Genomic DNA, 18656 nt, shown 5'->3' on the forward strand with positions numbered 1-18656 from the left:
ATTCTTCTGTTCCTGTAGACGGCTATATTCATCTTCTGCTATTTTTAGCCTGGCTAAAAGATCATCCGTACCAGTTAATCCGCTTTTCACGAAGAACTGCATAGTGTCCGCTGCATTTATGGCATTTTGGACCTGTATGGATTTCTTTAATCGTCCATAATATTGATTTGTATCCTGGATGATTCCTACGCTTCCGAGCTGTCCAAGAATGTATTCTTTTTCATATGCTGTTCCCAGCTGCCTTCCTCGTATGGGTTTGTACAGGGAAGCTGTTTTATAACCCCAGCGTCCTCGTGATTCCGTTACTTCTATGCCTTCTTCCGCAAGCATTTTTTTAAATTCTTCTTCATCGGAAGCTTTATGAATGATGCGTTTTACGGCTCTGCGGATTTTTTCTTTTTCTGTCTGGAATTCTTTTTTTGCAGGAACAATTCCTTCCTTTTCTATCTCCGCGTTTTGAGCATCAAGCATGTCCTGTTCGCGTTTGGTTTTGCGATATTCACGTTCAGTTATATTTTCTTCCGGGGGATTCATAAGATCTACCTGATTGAGTTTTTCCCTTTGGGTTATATCCATAATCTCCTGTCTCATGGCATTCATGGAAAGCTTTGAAGCACGAATTTTGGCTCCAGCAATACATTCACTGTCACGTTCGATGAAATCGGTTTTTTGTATGGCTTCTTTCCGCAGAGAATTAACAACAATATGTACATGCATATTACCGGATTTATTATGACCATCTGGATGGGAGCATATAAGAGCCTGGCATCCATCAAAAAATTTGTTAGCGATTTCCATTCCAATTGATTGCACTTTTTCCAGAGTAAGTCCTAGTTCCCGGTCCTTTGGATCAAAGCTGATTATATAATGATGGAGCTTTATCTCGTTTACTGTTTGATTTTTATTACACTGTAAATTCCAACTTTCACATTCGGTCTGAAATGTTGATGGGGATGAAACGCCGATAGAATCAATTAGGTATTCCTCACGAAGTACCATATGTTTGTTGTCATCCAAAACAGGAGTATTTGTTTTCTCATCATATTGATATGTCAGATATCTGAGAGGAAAGGCATAACTCTTATTTTTTATAGCTATATGTTTAAGTGTCGCCATGATTAGTTACCTCGGAAGTTTTATCAAATTGGTAGATTTTGGAATATCTTGAGACTGAATTTTTCCACATCGAGTTATTTTCAGACTGCACTCTATTTAATAAATCTATGGCATTGTGGATTTCAAAAAACATGGTTTTTAGTTCCTCCCTGAACATGGCAGGATTAACAAATCCGGAGTTCAATACCTTTGTAATTTGATTGATATTGGTTCCGATTTTATCGAGCTGATAGCGTATTTTTGCAAGAGGGCTGGATTCATCATCTATTAGAATGCGCATGGTAACTTTGCGTTGAAATAGTGACCAGCGGATAAATTCTGAGATTGGCATTTCAAAATCATTTGCAAGTGATTGAAGTTGTTTCCATTCATTTTCAGTAAAACGCATGTCGTAAACTTTGCTTCTACAGGGCGGATTATGTTCTTTTGAGTTATGCATTATGTCTCCTCTCTCTGATCAATATAATCAATGATTACTGATTTTTGATATTTGTATTTTTAGCGCTTACCACTGGTAAGCCAATCGTGGGTTTGGGGACCGAAATCCCCAATGGATTTTGCGAGAGTTAAGGGAGTGGCCAATTCCCTTGCAAGATGCCTGTATATACACAGGCGAATCTTGCTCTTGTCTTTATGATGTTGCTAGGCGGCCTTTTCGCTGTCATTTCCATGACATTTTCATTGATAGATGGGATAGAAAATGGAAATTGCAACATCTCGCATCGTCAGATGCGAAAGGATAATTAGGACAGGATGAAAATAGTTTTTGGAAATATGTAGATCACATTACCGGTTATCAGAATCTTGCTTTTTGAGAATTTCATTCATGCTAAAAGAAAGTGTGCTTATAAGAATATGTTTCTGATCTGGAGTCATTTTAATAAAATTATGAATCAGCTCACATAGCATTCCTAAGTCACTGTCATTGCATTTATTAAGGACCTCCTGGTTAATTCTGTAGAATGATCTGGTGCAGTTACTACTCTTTTGCATACTGTTTTACTCCTGCTGTTATATTTGTTGTTCTCTGAAATGAGGACAATAAAAAATGCGCACCTCTCCTATCTGGAGAAAGCACGCATAGCTTTTCTACTCTTTCAACCAACAATTCTATAATACTTTTCAGGTATTGTCACTATTATTTTCTTTTTCATCCGTATCTTTCATTCCGGATTTGCCTTCTTGATGTTCAAGTAATTCATCAGTCAGCTTCATTACGATTTTTCTATACGAGTCATCGAGCCTGCTGAACTTTTCGGAATAGGCTAAAAGAAGGGAATTTGTATTTCCTTTTTCAGGGACAAAATACCTTTTTTCAAAATCTTCCTGTGTATCATCAAATAACCAGTCAGGATCTATGTTATAAATCAGTCGAAGCATTGTAACGACGTAAGCAGGGATAGGAGCTCTGCCAGTTTCAAAATTTGAAATGGTAGCCTTACTTAATCCCATGCTGTCTCCAAACTCAGTCTGTGTCATTTTGTTGAGCTGGCGTATAAAACGGATCTTTTCATAAACTGTCATGATATATTCCCTCTTCATCTGTAAAAGTTTTAAATATAGAATCCATAAATTCAAGAGGTATGAATTTTAAACCATATAAATTTAGGAAATCTGAGTCTGCTAATTTCATTCATAAATTAGTTCACATTCTGTATTATACAATAACTCTAGAATATAGAGTATTAAAAAATGTGTGAAATTTCTAACATGGAATATTAAAATTGTGTAAATGAAATATGTTTTAAATATAAACCATAAAAGTTGCAAATATAAAATTAAGTATTGCAAATAGAATAAATTTGTGGTTATAATAAACACGCAAGGAATACGGGTAATCTTTTTTTCTGCATGTATTTGATTTAGAACATGCATGAATCAAGGAATATTGTGGTTCCCAATTATTTCAGATGGACAAAAATTAAAAAATCACATTCCCTGTAATTCCAAAAACTGAACCTTGATAACTTCATACCCTGAAGAATTAATTCGTAGGGGCGTTAGAGCAGGTCTCAATTCTGTTGGTTCTTTATAAACGGAAGTTTTGAGATAGGCGTTGTCGCGACAACGGAAATGGTCAAAGCATGATGTTTTAACAAAAATTTCAAATAACAATTCTTTTTTACACATTATTTTTGAATTTATAGTAAAATAATTTCATATTGATAACGGCTTTCACGCATGCTCCCGATTTAAGTCGGGAGCGATTGCCGTTTTTACACATCTCACCGCATGGTGCTGTCGTCAGATAAAGGATAGCCTCCCTTACCTGGCTAGAGGGTTCGAGTCCCTTAGGTGGGCCTCAAGTTGGAATTTTTTTACCGGCTTGGCCTTGTTGATGGCAGGTCTTGAGACAACCTGCCATATGATATTTGAGCCCTTTTGGGCTTTAATATACATCATATATTTCCCCAAACAATTCAGACTGGGTGAAAAGAGACGGTGGAATCATCGTCTTGTCTGATTGCTGATTTAGGGGTAAACAAAAGGAGGCTAAAATGGCTAAAGTAATAGCAATTACAAATCAAAAAGGCGGAGTTGGTAAGACCACTACAACTGTCGATCTTGGCGCTGCTCTCTCACGCGAAAAGAAAAAGGTTTTACTTGTGGATTTTGATCCTCAGGGAAATCTTACATCAGGGCTGGGAATTGACAGAAAACGTCCGATAACAGTTCTAAATATGATCCAGAACGAGGTCGGCGAGGTAGAGTACGATGTTCATGATTCCATTACGCAACATCAGACAGAAGAGGTTAAGGTAGATGTGCTCCCTGCAAACAAATTGCTTGTTTCAGCGGAATCATTGATTGCTACGGTAAACGATGGCAAAGAGCTTATACTTAAGAATGTTCTTTCCCATGTTGATGATGAATATGACTTTATCCTTATAGATTGTCCGCCATCACTAAGCATGCTTACAATAAATGCACTTGGTGCAGCAGACAGTGTTCTTATTCCGGTTCAGCCGACCAAGTATTCACTTGATGGCCTTGCAGACCTTGTAAAGCTCGTGATTGGAGCGCAGTCAACTTATAATAAGAATCTTGTTTTTGAAGGAATTGTTTACACTCTCGATACCCCAAACCAGGTTGAGACACGTAACATCAAGGCGGATGTGGAGGATGCGTATGGAGCAAACATTAGGATCCATGAAACCTCTATTCCAAGACTTAAAGACATATCAAGTTCTCCTTCATACGGCGTGTCAGTTTTTGATATCGACCCGGATAGCAAAGGTGCTTCAGCTTATGCTAAACTAGCAAGGGAGGTACTTGAAAATGGCTAAAAAACAGTTACAAAGACAGAAAACAGAATCATTTTCTGATATACAGAATGATGTACTGGGTGCATATGTTGCAAATGGGACAATTGAAAAGGAAGATCTTGCAGCAATCCAGGATATTGCGCTCGATAAGTTAGTAGAATTTAAAGGTCATCCATTTTATGTCATAGATAATGAGGAAATGGCCGTTCTTGTGAGCAGCATCAAGGATAATGGAGTCCTTGTTCCAATAATTGTAAGGTTTAAGGACGGAAAATACGAAATTATATCCGGACACAGAAGATGCTTTGCAGCCAAAAAGGCGGGGCTTGAAAAAGTTCCTGCTATTGTAAAGAAGTATACTGATGAAGAAGCCACTCTTACGATGGTCGATTCAAATATCCAGAGAGAAGATATTCTTCCAAGTGAAAAGGCATGGGCTTACAGAATGAAGAAGGAAGCCCTTGATAAGACCAGTCAGCGTGGAAAAAGGGCAGCAAACCCCGAAGATGTTGGAACTACAACAAGAGACCGTGTATCTGATACAGAAAGCGGTGCAACAGTTGACAGATATATAAGGCTTACTTACCTTACAAAGGATCTTCTTGATCTTGTGGATCAGAAGAAGCTGAGCCTTGTTTCTGCAGTTCCGATATCAAGTCTTACAAAGACATACCAAAAGGCCGTAAAAAGAGTATTTGATGAAGAACAGTCCTATCCTACTCTTACCCAGGCTAATCAGATTTTGGAACTTTCAAAAGAAATTAAGGATGAAAGCAAGTTTGAACTTGAAGTAACACGTCTTTTCCGTAAGAAAAACACTAAAAGGACGTTTAAGCTCAGCAGTAAGGATGTACAGAAATACTTTCCTGACAATTTTGATGATGAGAAGATCAGCAAGACGATATATGAGCTTTTAACCAAGTGGAGTAAGGAAAAGGGTTACTACAACAAGTAATACAAGATAATTCTATAAAGATTTTTAAAGGAGCTTTGACAGTGTTCAGAGCTCCTTTTTTCGTACTAAAAAACAACAAGGAGTTATAACTATGTCTCAAGATAATCAAGAAATAATGCAGGTGGAGTTTCACTGCAAATCATTTACTACTGTTGCTAATCATTGCCTTGAAGATACAAGCCTGCCTATGGATACAAGGGGATTGCTTGTTACAATGCTCTCCTTAAAGGATGACTGGCATTATTCCATTCCTGGGCTGACAAGCCTTGGTCCAGATGGAGAGTCTAAGATAAGGCGTATGCTTAATGATCTTGAAGAGCATGGATATCTTTTCAGAGAAAAATATCGTGATGCTCGTGGAAGATTTCAGCACAAGTATCACATCTATGATGAATCACAGACTTATCATGACAGATATTCGGGAAAAAATCCGGAAAACTGCGGTAGATTTTCTAAGTCTGGTAATGCCGAGAAGAAGGTTTTTGCCAGTAAAAAAGAGGAAAAAAAGAACCAGAGTGGATTTACCGCTGTGGAAAATCCACATGTGGATACTCCTAAAAAGGGAGAGCCAAGAGTGGAGAATCTGCCACAATTAAATACTAATAAATATAACACTGATATAAATATACTTAAATCAATCAATCGTGCGGAGCCAGTAAAAGAAACCACGACTACCCTGCCCCAGGAAGAATCTTGGGATGTGATTGATATGATTGATCGCAAAAATGAGATCAGAGAAGCCTATAGTGACCAGATAGACTATGACAAACTTCTGGAGGAATATCCGGAGAAGAAAAAACTCATTGATGCAATCCTAAGAACTATGACAGATACAATTGCTCACAAGGAAATGAAGTCCATAAAGATCTCTGGCTGCAGTTACAGTCATGAAGAGTTGGAAGAAGCCTTTAAAGAGCTTAGACATGATCATATCTCTTATGTTATCTCCTGCATAGCACAGAGCGGGAAAGTAATTAAGAATCCAACCAAATACATCCTGCAATGTCTATTGCAAGCAAATACGATGGATGTCTATGAAGCATCGAGACTAAGGAAAAGCAAGGGCAATACTTTTTGTCAGTTCGAGCAAAATGAATACAATTTTGATGAGCTTGAAGCTGCTCTTTTAGACAATTAGTGAGGTTTTAATATGGGTGATGGAAAACAGCTAAAAGAAACACTGCAAAAACATGGAGTCAATGTAAGGCAGTTATCCAAGATGACAGGAATAAAAGCAACTACGCTATATTCAATCGTACAGAAAGATTCCTTCATTAGATTTGATTACGGATTAAAGATAGCACATGTGTTGAATGAAGATGTAAATGTCATTTGTACGTCAAAACCATTAGATGGAAAAATGGCGGAAGAAGACGTATATAAGATGCTCGGTGACGTTCCTGAGGCAATGGATAAGAATCGAATGAAAGAATATCTGCTTAAAAAGGCATTCCCCCTGCTTAAGCTGTTTGGTTCAAAGAATATGACAGTGGTTGATGAATTTCTTAGAGCATACTACCAACTACCGGATAAGGATCGCAAAGAAATGATTGAGCATATGGATATTATTGTTAAATACCACAGCGTTCCAGAAAGAACAGAAGAAGTAAAGCATCTACCGGAATGGTAGATTTTTCCTAAATTAGAATATGACCACAAAGTTCTGCCCATCATGAGCAGAACTGTATAAATGAGCCGTACCGCCATCCCCTACCAAATTTTCCGGCAGGTACTTCTCTCCTACTTTCACACTACAATACTACCCTTTTAAGGGATAAGTATATTCTTTTGTCAGTATAACCAGGGCTATTTTTATGCCCATATAAACATGAGAAAGTTCTGCTCATCATGAGCACAACTATTTATAAAGCTTAGGGAAGGAGGAAATAACTAAATGGTAGATCCACGTTTCGCTTATAAATTAGGAGCTCTTATTTATGAAGCGGCAGTTTCTTTTGCAAATTGGGTTATGGGCCTCTTCTAAAGTAATCAGAATAAGCTAAAACAAAACACATCAACAGTCTAAAAGACGGGAGGAAACAAATGAATTCAGTTGAAATTGTTGGAAACCTTGTACGAAAGCCTTTTTGCAAGGAATACGAATCAGACGAAAAAACAGTAAGAGTAGCAAAGTATACGATAGCAGCTGCAAGACCGAACAATAAAGATGAAGCAGATTTTATCGACTGCACAGCATTTGGAAATGCAGCAACATATGCATCCAAGTACATGGACAAGGGAGATCTTATAGCGATTGAAGGCAATCTTCACTCCTCTTCTTTCATGGACAAGGATGGCAATACCAAGTATGGCATGACCGTTTATGTAAGCCGCAACCAGAACTACACATCAAGAAAGAACAAGGAGCTGATTCAGAATGCTGAGCAGAATGAAAAAAAGATCAATGAAGCCCTGGACACTCTGAACAGCTCTTGTAATGACAATGATATTCCAGAAGAAGAGTTTGCTTACTGCGGCGAGGTGCCGTTTGAATAAATAAAAAGATGAGCAGTACCACCATCCCCTACCACAGATCCGGCTGATACTGCTCTCCTATTCACAGACAATACTATCCACTACGGGATAACTATGCCTATTTGTCCTGTATAACAGGGCTTTTATATTCTAACACAATTTATCCATTTTAAAAAGAAAGGGGGCTAAAATGCGGCAAATTTTACGAAATAAGGCCATATCAGTTGCGCTTGTACTTACTACTGCTCTCCTATCCCTGGCCGGATGCGGAAAGAGCATTCCAAGAAGCTTGGAAGGAAGATATTACTGTCCTGAAAAAGACTCAAATTCCTATGTGCTTGATTTCAATAAGGACGGTACCGTTGATACCTATTACAGCGGAAAAGGAACCTACAGCATTGATGATAAGGGAGTCTTCAAGATCGACATCAGCATAATACACGGAACCGGAACTGTAAATGAGGACGGATCCATAGATTTTAATACTACTGACAATCTCTCCTATCACTATATTCCAGAGGCAGCAAGACCGGAAAAAGAGCTGAGCACAGAAGAAACATTCAATGCTACTCTCATGCTCGACCGTATGCCTTTTGAATATAACAGAGATTCCCTGAAAGTATCAGAACTACAGACTGATGATGACGGTTGTGCATATTATCAGATTTCTAACGATGGAAGCACGATCACAGGAACGGTCGGTGTGGATAAAAACTTCACTGCAAATTATGGAATACCTACAACACCGGAAGAATCAATAACAGAGCTAATGGAAAAGGGAATAAAGGGAAGCAACAAGTACTTTGAGAACAGTAAATACTACCTTACTCTCATGCTCTCCGGCTACACAGATACAAACTGTGCTGTTTATTACATGTATCTCATCCCCAAAGAATCAAACACAGATGATACGAACACATATTATGCAGCACTGTATTTCTACAATAAGGATCTTCACACAAGTCTTGAAGAGTTTACCGGTATCAAGAACGGTATCAACTATATCGCAGGTGGCGATATCTTTGACTACACCTTCCAGGATGCAATGAACACCTTATCTACTTTAAAGGCACAGATGTAAGTTCTGCTCATGATGAGCATAACTTTTTAAAACCATAGGAAGGAGGTGGTTAAGAGATGAGCTGGGTAACAGATGCCATAAATGATGGTATAAGCGACATCTTATCCGGAGGCGCTGCATCAATGCTATTTGAGCTCGTTGAAAGCAGCAACAGCGTTGTCACAAACACAAGCGCAAAGCTTGGTGATGCACCGAATGCAGGTATCATGGCTCTCATGAAGAGCATAAATGAAAACGTTGCAATGCCTATAGCTGCAGTGATGCTGACCTACATCATGACATATGAGCTCATAACGATGATCACAGAGAAAAATCATGGAAATGAAGTCGGGACGTGGGTGTTGTTTAAATGGATATTCAAAACGGCGGTCCTGGTGATGCTGTGTAAGCACAGTTGGGAGATATCAAATGCCTTTTTTGAGACTGGAGGATGGATAGCAACCAAGGCGAATACAGTTATTGGTTCAAAGATAGTGAATCCGTCAGTATCAGCACCTACAGAATTGGAAATGAAGAATTGGCTAAAAGCCACATATAACGTAGGACAGCTACTAAAGATTCTTCTCATATCATTCATCGATTGGCTTATAACACTTATTTCAGCAGTTTTATGCCAGGTAGTTGTTATCGTGAGACTATTTGAGATCGCAATCTACGTTTCCTGCGCATCAATCCCTGCAGCATCGTTTGGTAACAGAGACTGGAAATCAATTGGAGAGAACTATACCAAGGGTCTTGCCGGAATCGGGATGCAGTCATTCTTCATCATGGTGGCGCTTGGTATGTATTCGGTTATGGTCGGAAGTGCAGTGTCGATAGCTGCTGGAACGAACATTCTTAAGGGGCTTGAGAAGCTTATCCTGTATGGAATCGCCATGACAATAGTTATCTGGAACAGCAAAAAGATCGCATTTGCAATAGTGGATGCGCACTAAAGATGGGAGGTAATGCAAATGGGCTATGTAAGGGTACCGCGTGATATAAAGCGTGTAAAACCCAAATTCATCGGGCCACTAAACAAGCGCCAGACAATCACGATGGCATTAGGAATAAGTGGTGGAATAATTGGCTATTATCTTTCGAAACCGGTAATCGGAGCCTCAAATGCCATTTTTGTTCTGATGGTAGTGATGCTGCCAATAGTATTCTGCGGATTGTTTGAGAAGGATAACCGATACGTTGAAGACATCTTAAGAGATTTTATAAACGTCAAATTCATAAGACCCGGGATAAGGGTATTTAAAGCACAGAACATGTACGGATTTGTGCATAACAGAATCTATGAAAAGGAGGTACTGGGAATTGGTGATGAAGAGTCTAAAGAGCAAGGCACAAGGCACTGGAAGCAAGCTCTTTCGCATGACAAAGAATCAGCTTAAGGATGATAAGGCTGAGAGAAAGCTTTATGAAGAAAAAATGGCAAAAGAGAAGGCAAAGCAGGATCTGGATGACCTCTTTGATGATGAGTCCAGAGAGAGCAAAAAGACACTGTCTGACTTTGCAGCTGAGAGTAGGGCCTTAAAGGAAGCAAGACAGACAGCCAAAAAAACTCAGGACAAGTTTGAAAAGAAGACCTTGGATGCAGCTTCAGGCTATCTTAAGAAGCATGCACCTTTAAATGCAAGATACAGGATAAAGGACCGGGCAAATTATGGAAATATCCTTTCTGCAGACCAGAAAGCAAGGCTTGTAAAGGAAAGGAAGAAAGCACTTAAGAAAGAAAAATACCAGGGAGTGCAGGAAACCATACCTTTTGAGCTGATGGAAGAGGATGGCACATGCAGAATAAATGATCATTACTGGTGCAAAATGATCTCTTTTACAGACATCAATTACGACCTTGCATCGGATGAGGAGAGAGACGAGCTCTTTGAAGGATGGTGCGATTTCTATAACTTCTTTGAGCCGGATGTCCATGTACAGATCTTCTGCGCAACACTTAAGGCTGACAGAGTAGCTCAGATGGCTGCAATTCATGTAAAAGACCGTGAAGACAATATGCAGTACATACGAACAGAGTTCAATGAACTTCTCTTTAACCTCATGAATAAGGGAAACAATGGATATATCCGTCCTAAGTTCATCGTTATAGGCCTTGAAGGAAAGAATGTAAGAGCAGTAAAGCCCAAATTCAGAAGAATAGAGGACGAGATAAAGGAGCTACTTGAAAGCATAGGTGTTCAGACACATGTGCTCACCGGCTATGAATGGCTCAGCGTTTTAAGATCACTTCTCAATCCGGATGATTTCTCACAGTTCCTGTTTAACTTTGACCTTACAGTCAGAACAGGACTTACTGCAAAAGACTATATCAGTCCTTCATCAATGGATTTCAGAAACGGATATTTCTTTAAGATCGGAAGCCATTATGCGAGAAGTATGTTCCTGCAGATACAGACAGACAAGCTGGATGAAAAGCTTATGAACAGGATCCTTTCTGTAGATCATACCGTAATGGTATCTATCTTTGCTCAAAGTCTTGACCAGGAAAAGGCAGTAAAGCTCTTAAAAGATACACTTTCTGAACTTGATAAGAACAAGATAGATGAGCAGAAAAGAGCGTCACAGAGCGGATATGACATGGACATTATGCCAGCTGATCTTAAGAGCATGAGTAAGAATGTTGCTGAGACTCTTGCTGATGTTCAGGCAGGAGAGGACAGATACTATAACGTTTCCATCATCCTTACCTGTGTAGAAGAGAACGAAAAGGCACTAAAGAGTGCAATAGAGCAGATTACAGCAATAGCACAGCAAAGATCCTGTGCCATCAAATGCCTGGATTATCGCCAGGAGAAAGGATTCATGGCAACACTTCCACTTGGCTATCTTCCAAGTGACATGAAGGTTGATGTAGAGCTTACTACCCGGGCGGTGGCCGGGTTCGTCCCTTTTACGACAGTCGAGCTCTTCCATCAGACAGGCGGACAGCTGTATGAGGGCATAAATGCACTTTCTAATAACCCAATAATGGCTGATGTTGAGATGCTCGGCAATCAGAATGCACTGATATTCGGACAGCCCGGATATGGTAAATCCATGGATTCAAAGATAAAAATCTATAACACCATGATAGCTTCTGACGACCACGTGATCATCCTGGATCCCGAGTCAGAGTACAGAACCATCGTAAATGACCTGGGCGGACAGTTCATAGTTCTTTCACCTACATCAAAGGATCATATCAATCCTCTTGATATAAATGCAGGATATGGTGACGACAAGGAAGCTGTGGTCATGAAGATAGACTTTATCCTTTCTCTTATGGAACTCATCATAGGCGGAAAATTCGGACTGGAACCAATAGAGATGTCAATCATAGATGTGGCTGCTACAGCTGTGTATGAAAGATATTTCGATTCGAGGATGAGGCCGGAAGATATGCCGATTTTAGAAGATCTTTATAACGAGATCAAATCCCTTGGAAGAGAAGATGCAGATGCTCTGGCGATAAAAATGGACAGATTTGTTCACGGATCCAGTAATTTCTTTAATCACCGGACAAACGTGGATTTAAATAACAGGCTCATATGCTTTGATGTCAGGGATGTCGGCAGGCAGCTTAAACCTTTTGCAATGATGACCGTACAGGACCAGATATGGAACAAGGTCACACGGCACAGGGATAACAATGAGGAAGAGTACAAGATCAAATATTTTATGGACGAATTTCACCTTCAGCTGAACAATCCACAGACTGCGGCTTATACGGTTGAGATGTACAGAAGATTTAGGAAATACGGTGCATATCCTATAGGAATGACCCAGAATCCATATGACCTCATGATATCCAGCCAGGCAGCGTCAATCTTCAAGAACACTGATTATGTGAAGATGTTCAGACTAAAAGGTGATGATAAAAAGCTCCTCGCAAGTATTCTCAAGATAAGTCCAGCACAGCTTAAATACGTTACAAACACTCCACCGGGAAGAGGACTTTTATACTTTGGCGGAACAATCATTCCATTCTATAACAAGATCCCGAAGAACACCCACATCTATGAGATGTGCACGTCCAAGAAGGATGAACTTGTTGAGATAGCACAGAGAAATAAAAAGAAAGAAGCAAAGGAAGCAGCATCATGATAAATAGTTCTGCTCATCATGAGCAGAACTTTGGGACCAAGAGGTAAAAGCATTGGAAAAAGAGAATACAAGCACATCTGAGCGAAGTAAAGCCATAAAGATGATGCAGATGAGCGGGGAAGTTATCGGCAATGTTGCAACAAAAGGAATGGAAGATGTAACAGAAATTCCGTATGGCAGTACCAGAGATGGCACAGGCCTAGAAGAAAGCACTCTTTCATCCAAGGATAAAGTCCTTACGGCTCTGGAGAAATATGAACACATAAAGGCTGCAGGTTCTTACATAGTAGAAAGTCATGAGAACAAGAAAGAAGCCAGAAAAAGGATTAAAACCAAGAGAAGGGAAACAAAAAAAGCATTAAATGAGTCTTCCCTTGTAAGAAGAGAAAAGAGCGGAGAGGAGCTCACAGCTTCTGAGAAAGATACTCTAAAAAAATCCAAACAGCGAATGAAAAGATACAACAAAGCTGTGAAGAAGGAAGAGCGGTTTATCGCAAAGGGTAAGAATCAGGATGCTTATGAGAGGATCCAGACAAAGAAACGTAAGAAGCTGGAACATCTATCGGACCTCGAACAAGCCACAAACTACGGAAATGATGATGGCACTGCAACAGGGCTTGAAGAGAATATGCAGGATAACCTGTCTGGAACCGCTGCATGGGCCGCCAAACGAACACTCAATGCTGTAAAAGACATCGATTATGAGCTTAAAACGCATCTTGAACACACAAAGAACAGTAAAACGGCAGAAAAAGTAAAGCACAAAGAAGAGAAGACTGCTGCAAAGAGCAGTAAGCATGAAGGAAAAGTCAGCAAGAGATCAAAAAGCAGATTTGAAGAAAAGAAGCTCACAAAAGAAGAAAAGCATAAGCAGCAAAAAAAGAATCTCCAGAAGAGAAGGACAAAAACCCTTTTCAAGAATGACAAACTTGCAGGCTCTGTAGCAAAACTAAAAGGCGTTACCAAAAGTAAAGGTGTAAGGGCAGCAATCATTGGTGTGGCTGGTCCGATACTCATAATCTTCGGCGTGATCATCATCTTGATGCTGTTACTTGCAGCTATGGGAAGCGTGTCCGGAGAGATGCACCATTATACATCATACATGGCTGAAGATGAAACACTTCTCCTTAGTAACAAGGTATTTGCTGATGAGGAAAAGAAGGATAAGAAAGCCATAAAGAATACTGAAACAGACCATACAACCGCTTCAGACGGAGGCGGATTCGACGAATATCAGTACACTCTGGATGGTGAAGATTCCACACAGGATGCCCTTATTGCCAAGATAAAGCATGACGGAAACCTTATAGCATCATATCTTACTGCGAAATATGGCAACTATACTCTGACAGCTGCCATTAAGGAAGAAATAAAAAAGATATACGAAAAGGCTTTCAAGCTTGAACAGTATGAGGATATACAGAACAGAACGAGCACATATGTTGATCCCACATCTGGAGATACTTACTACTGGAATGGCAGCTCATGGCAAACCACCGCATGTACTTACCGATATGCAATCTTCCATACAGACCTTACTACAAAGTCCTTAGATGAGATTTTAAAGGGGAAGCTGACAGAAGAACAGAAAAAATTTTATGAGCTTTATAAGAGCACATCGGGCCAGAAAGATTACTTGTTTGGCGGTTTTTCAGCAAGAGATGATATCTATCGTTACGAGTATGATCCTGAGGAATACAAGGCAATCTATGGAGAAGCAGATATTTCTTTCTCTGATGCAGAAGCCCAGCAGATATACAACGTAGCTCAGACACAGTTAGGAAGAGCATATAAATGGGGTGGTTCCTCAGTAGCTACAGGATTTGACTGTAGTGGATATGTGTACTGGGTAATGAACACATCGGGAGTTGCAACGTTCCCAAGGACATCAGCAAATGTAATTCTTGAAACCTTCTGTGACAAGGTAAGTCCCGGAGCAGCAAAGCCAGGAGATCTTATCTTTTTCCAGGGCACATATGCCACATACGGAGCTTCACATGTAGGAATATATCTCGGGAACAATCAGATGATCCACTGTGGGGATCCCATAAAGATAACGAACATCACAACAAATTATTGGACAACGCATTTTTACACATTTGGAAGAATCAAGGATGAATACAGATAAGGAGGGTATATGAGTGAGGGAGAGAAGATCACAAATATGATGAGCGAGATAGAAGATCTCGACAAGAAGATTGAGGAAGTAACAAAGAAAAGAACGTTACTTCAACAGAAGCTAAACAAGGCAAAGGAGGCATTTGACAAGAAGAATACTCAGCTAAAGGAGCTGCAGATCAAAAAGGACGCTGCCACAGCAGGAATCCTGATGAGGGCAGCTAAAGAAAAAGAAATGTCCCTGGATGATCTTCTGGGGCTTATCAAAAAGGAGGAAGCTTTGAAATGAAAAAAGTAGTATCAAAGGCATTTCTGCTGCTATGTACAGCCACATTATGCAGCGTGTTTGTACTTGGAAGTGCAAGCTTTACAGTCTATGCTAATGTACCGCCTGAGGCGGAAGCAGACAGCGCAGGAGAAACCCCACCGGCACCTGTTGATAATAATGGAACAGCACAGGGAAATGGTTCGGGAGATCCGCTTACACCTGATGGCAATGGAACAGAAGTAGACAGCGTTGACGATAACGGCAAGTACTTTTACACATTTGTTACCGATGCAGGAAATTACTTCTACGTTGTTGTAGATGAGACAAGAAAAGACAAAAACGTCTATGTACTTTCTACAGTTGATGAAGAAGAACTGCTTACCCTCTGTAAGAAGGACGATGAGAATGCCGGCGACAGTTCTATGCCGGAAGAAAGCACCGCTCCTACAACTACAAAAGGAAGCACGGACCTCTTTGGAACACCCGGAGGAGCATCACCCACCAATGGTACAGACAATAACGGAGATGGGAAACCGGACTCATGGGACCTGAATGGAGACGGGATAACAGATGCCTGGGATACAAATGGCGATGGAAAACCCGATGCTTTTGATACTGATGGAGACGGAGAGCCTGATATCAATCTTATTGCACCCGGAGTTGTATGCTATGACACCAATGGAGATGGGATCATAGATGCCTGGGACACTAATGGAGATGGAATTGTAGATGCATACGATTCTGATGGAGATGGGATCCCTGATAAATTCGGAGCAGATGCTGCACAGGCTGTGAGTCTGCCAGGGAATAAGAACACAGCTGGGAATAACAACGTTGTGAATAGCATCATGGGTAGTGCAAGTGGCTTTTTAAGTAATCTACCACTGATAATCGTAGTTATTGCAGTCCTTGGGGCAGGTTATTACTTCAAGTTCTATAAGCCAAAACATGGCTCATTAGGAAGTGGCTCTGATATGGATTTCGAGGATGATCCCGATTATGAGGATGAAGACGATGATGCTCTCTATGATTATTCCGACCAGGAAGATGATTATCCCGAAAGAGAAACTGCGGAAGCTTCGGAGCAGACAGATGATGGAGGACAGGAAACGGAACCTTCTGAAGGAGATAACTCTGAGGAATCTGAAACTGAGAGTAGTGAAGCCGAGACAGAAGAGGAAGGAAACAGTGATGATTCCGGTAAGGTAAGGAATATCGATGAAAAAAAAGAAGAAGTTCAGAGAATTGCTGAAGAACTAAAAAAGCAGCTTGGAGAGCAAAAGGAATCGTCAGATGCCCAGATCAGCAAACAGAACGAGAAGATAAAGTATCTCGAAGAAGAGAACTCTGATCTTAAAGAAAAGGTAACAAAAACTAAAGGAATACTGACAGGTTCAGTTGTTCCGGAGGAAGAAGAGGATGAGGAAGATCCTGAAGATGAGCCAATCTATGAGGAGAGAGCTTCACCCGACATCTGAAGCCAGTGCAAACGAAGGAGGAAAACAAAATGAGCACATTAGTAGTAATAGCAGTAATCGCCGCAGTCTGCTTCATCAAATGGAAGTTTTTCAGAGGCGAAAGAGATCCGTTTAATAGAAACTAACGGACAAAAAAGTTCTGCTCATCATGAGCATAACTTTTCAACAGTAACTAATAAGGCTAAAACCGTGGGCAGTTACACAAAAAGGAGGAGCAAAAACGCGGCTGCCCCGGACAAAAAATAATAGAGAGCGTTTTTGGAAATACGCATGAGTGCAGTATTTACAGAGGGAATCAATCAGCTTAAGTTAATCGTTCAGGTAATTGGAGGCGGTGTAGCAGCATGGGGAGCAATGAATCTGCTTGAAGGATATGGCGGTGACAATCCGGGAAGTAAGAGCCAGGGAATCAAGCAGCTGATCGCAGGAGGTGGTATTTACCTCATTGGAACCAAGGTTATCTCCAAGATCAAGTTTGCTTAAGTCACCAAAATAAACAGAAAACGCCGGTAGAGAAATCTATCGGCGTTATATGGAGGTAAACATGGGAAACGTTGGAATACAGGAAGCAATGCAGGGGGACATGGCTAAACTTGCAGAATCAGCTGTAGTAGCGCCGTTCAAGATAGCCCAGATCATCATAAGCATAAACAAGGACCTTGCAGAATGTGATAGAAACAGAACTATCTCAAAGATGCAGAAGTTTAAGTTAAGCCAGATGCAACAGGACCAGAAGGGTGGAAATGTATCACTGAAGGACTTAAATCGTTCCGGTGAAGACATATCAAAGCTTTCAGATATGGATAAATCCTGCTATCGGGTCCTAAAGAAGAACCTTGATGAAACTGGTATCAAGTATCATGTGGATTCTTTTAAGAATGACGAGGGTAAGACAAGCTTTTCTATACTGTTTGAAGATAAGAATGCTCCCAAGGTCCAGCAAGCTGTAGAAAAGAGCCTTAAACAGATGCAGAATCATAAATTTATGGAAAAGATGCAGGAAAGACCATCTGTATTGGAAAACCTTAAGAAAGCTAAGGCAAAGGCTGCTGAGATCAATCAGAACAGACCTGAGAAGCATAAGCACCAGGAGCAGACAAGATAGGGGGTATTCATATGTTAGATAACCTGAATACCGTTATAGAAGACCTAAATACCCCAAAGAATAAGATACGTCTTATAGCTTGTTTGATCATTTTTTACCTGGTTGATAAAGGTGCATGGCTCTATCATCAGATGAACCCGGTGGTTGATAGTCTTACAAGGTTTCTTGGAGTTTTCAGCTACTATTCCAGAGCACTAAAAAATCCACTACCTTCATTCGCAATAGAAGATATGAAAATCGGGCTCATGGGAGTGGCTGCAGCAGCAATAATCTACATGCTTAAAAACTCTGACAAAAAAGTATACCGAAAAGGCGAAGAATATGGATCTGCCAGATGGGGAACAAAAAAGGATATAAAGCCTTATATTGACTACAATAACCCGGATAACAACGTCTTACTAACCAAGACAGAACGCCTAAGACTTAATGGCAGATTTCCACTTCCAAAGTATGAAAGAAACAAAAACGTGCTTGTTGTCGGAGGCTCCGGTTCCGGTAAGACAAGATTCTATGTTAAGCCGCAGCTCATGCAGATGCATAGCTCATATGTCGTAACTGATCCTAAGGGCACCATCATTCTCGAATGCGGAAAAATGCTGGAGCGAGGTCCTGTAAAAATGGCACCTGTAGAAACCGGTGAATATGAGCGTAAGAGAAATGGCAAATTCAAGAAGGATAAGACAGGGCATAAGATACCAATCTACAAGA

Annotated in this window: 18 protein-coding genes; 15 read left to right on the forward strand and 3 right to left on the reverse strand. The window is 40.3% G+C overall.

Features of this window, described 5'->3' with window-relative positions; genetic code table 11:
- The 3 genes from J6O61_RS11500 to J6O61_RS11510 all read right to left on the reverse strand — a co-directional run.
- Window positions 1–1116 (reverse strand): relaxase/mobilization nuclease domain-containing protein (locus tag J6O61_RS11500; protein ID WP_292213252.1); only part of this gene is annotated, 1116 nt, incomplete at its 3' end.
- Complete coding sequence (locus J6O61_RS11505) at window positions 1103–1555, reverse strand: plasmid mobilization protein (protein ID WP_292213254.1); 453 nt, start codon at window positions 1553–1555, stop codon at window positions 1103–1105. The genes J6O61_RS11505 and J6O61_RS11500, both read right to left, overlap by 14 nt.
- A 683-nt stretch (window positions 1556–2238) precedes the next feature.
- Window positions 2239–2640, reverse strand: coding sequence for a helix-turn-helix domain-containing protein (locus tag J6O61_RS11510; RefSeq protein WP_292213257.1), 402 nt, complete (start codon window positions 2638–2640; stop codon window positions 2239–2241).
- A 974-nt stretch (window positions 2641–3614) separates the two neighbouring features.
- On the opposite strand from J6O61_RS11510, the gene J6O61_RS11515 reads away from it, so the two are divergent.
- The 15 genes from J6O61_RS11515 to J6O61_RS19610 form a co-directional block, all read left to right on the forward strand.
- Window positions 3615–4403: a ParA family protein gene (locus J6O61_RS11515; protein ID WP_292213260.1), complete on the forward strand. Its 789-nt coding sequence runs from the start codon at window positions 3615–3617 to the stop codon at window positions 4401–4403.
- Entirely contained in the window at window positions 4396–5337 is a 942-nt protein-coding gene (locus J6O61_RS11520; RefSeq protein ID WP_292213261.1) for a ParB/RepB/Spo0J family partition protein, read from the forward strand. Before J6O61_RS11515 ends, J6O61_RS11520 begins: the two co-directional genes overlap by 8 nt.
- Window positions 5338–5428: 91 nt before the next feature.
- Entirely contained in the window at window positions 5429–6475 is a 1047-nt protein-coding gene (locus tag J6O61_RS11525) for a DUF6017 domain-containing protein (protein WP_292213263.1), read from the forward strand.
- A 12-nt stretch (window positions 6476–6487) separates the two neighbouring features.
- Complete coding sequence (locus J6O61_RS11530) at window positions 6488–6967, forward strand: helix-turn-helix domain-containing protein (RefSeq protein WP_292213265.1); 480 nt, start codon at window positions 6488–6490, stop codon at window positions 6965–6967.
- Window positions 6968–7380: 413 nt separating this feature from the next.
- Window positions 7381–7833, forward strand: a complete 453-nt coding sequence (locus J6O61_RS11535) for a single-stranded DNA-binding protein (RefSeq protein ID WP_292213267.1) — start codon at window positions 7381–7383, stop codon at window positions 7831–7833.
- 169 nt (window positions 7834–8002) lie between these two features.
- Entirely contained in the window at window positions 8003–8893 is an 891-nt protein-coding gene (locus tag J6O61_RS11540) for a hypothetical protein (protein ID WP_292213270.1), read from the forward strand.
- A 56-nt stretch (window positions 8894–8949) separates the two neighbouring features.
- Window positions 8950–9828 carry a VirB6/TrbL-like conjugal transfer protein, CD1112 family gene (locus J6O61_RS11545; protein ID WP_292213272.1) on the forward strand — a complete coding sequence of 293 codons (879 nt, stop codon included), beginning with the start codon at window positions 8950–8952 and terminating at the stop codon, window positions 9826–9828.
- Between the two features lie 18 nt (window positions 9829–9846).
- Complete coding sequence (locus J6O61_RS11550; protein ID WP_292213277.1) at window positions 9847–10272, forward strand: PrgI family protein; 426 nt, start codon at window positions 9847–9849, stop codon at window positions 10270–10272.
- Window positions 10253–12979, forward strand: coding sequence for a VirB4-like conjugal transfer ATPase, CD1110 family (locus tag J6O61_RS11555; protein WP_292213280.1), 2727 nt, complete (start codon window positions 10253–10255; stop codon window positions 12977–12979). The genes J6O61_RS11550 and J6O61_RS11555 overlap by 20 nt, the downstream gene beginning before the upstream one ends.
- Window positions 12980–13031: 52 nt before the next feature.
- Window positions 13032–15107, forward strand: coding sequence for an NlpC/P60 family protein (locus tag J6O61_RS11560; RefSeq protein WP_292213285.1), 2076 nt, complete (start codon window positions 13032–13034; stop codon window positions 15105–15107).
- 9 nt (window positions 15108–15116) lie between these two features.
- Complete coding sequence (locus tag J6O61_RS11565) at window positions 15117–15386, forward strand: hypothetical protein (protein ID WP_292213289.1); 270 nt, start codon at window positions 15117–15119, stop codon at window positions 15384–15386.
- Window positions 15383–16843 carry a CD1107 family mobile element protein gene (locus tag J6O61_RS11570; protein ID WP_292213292.1) on the forward strand — a complete coding sequence of 487 codons (1461 nt, stop codon included), beginning with the start codon at window positions 15383–15385 and terminating at the stop codon, window positions 16841–16843. Before J6O61_RS11565 ends, J6O61_RS11570 begins: the two co-directional genes overlap by 4 nt.
- Before the next feature lie 270 nt (window positions 16844–17113).
- Window positions 17114–17326: a Maff2 family mobile element protein gene (locus tag J6O61_RS11575; protein ID WP_292213295.1), complete on the forward strand. Its 213-nt coding sequence runs from the start codon at window positions 17114–17116 to the stop codon at window positions 17324–17326.
- 61 nt (window positions 17327–17387) lie between these two features.
- Window positions 17388–17948, forward strand: coding sequence for a DUF3801 domain-containing protein (locus tag J6O61_RS11580; RefSeq protein WP_292213298.1), 561 nt, complete (start codon window positions 17388–17390; stop codon window positions 17946–17948).
- A gap of 11 nt (window positions 17949–17959) precedes the next feature.
- On the forward strand, window positions 17960–18656 hold a 697-nt coding region (locus tag J6O61_RS19610; RefSeq protein WP_292213300.1), incomplete at its 3' end, for a type IV secretory system conjugative DNA transfer family protein.

Origin of the sequence: Butyrivibrio sp. (assembly GCF_017635265.1) — a bacterium.
Taxonomy (GTDB): domain Bacteria; phylum Bacillota; class Clostridia; order Lachnospirales; family Lachnospiraceae; genus Butyrivibrio.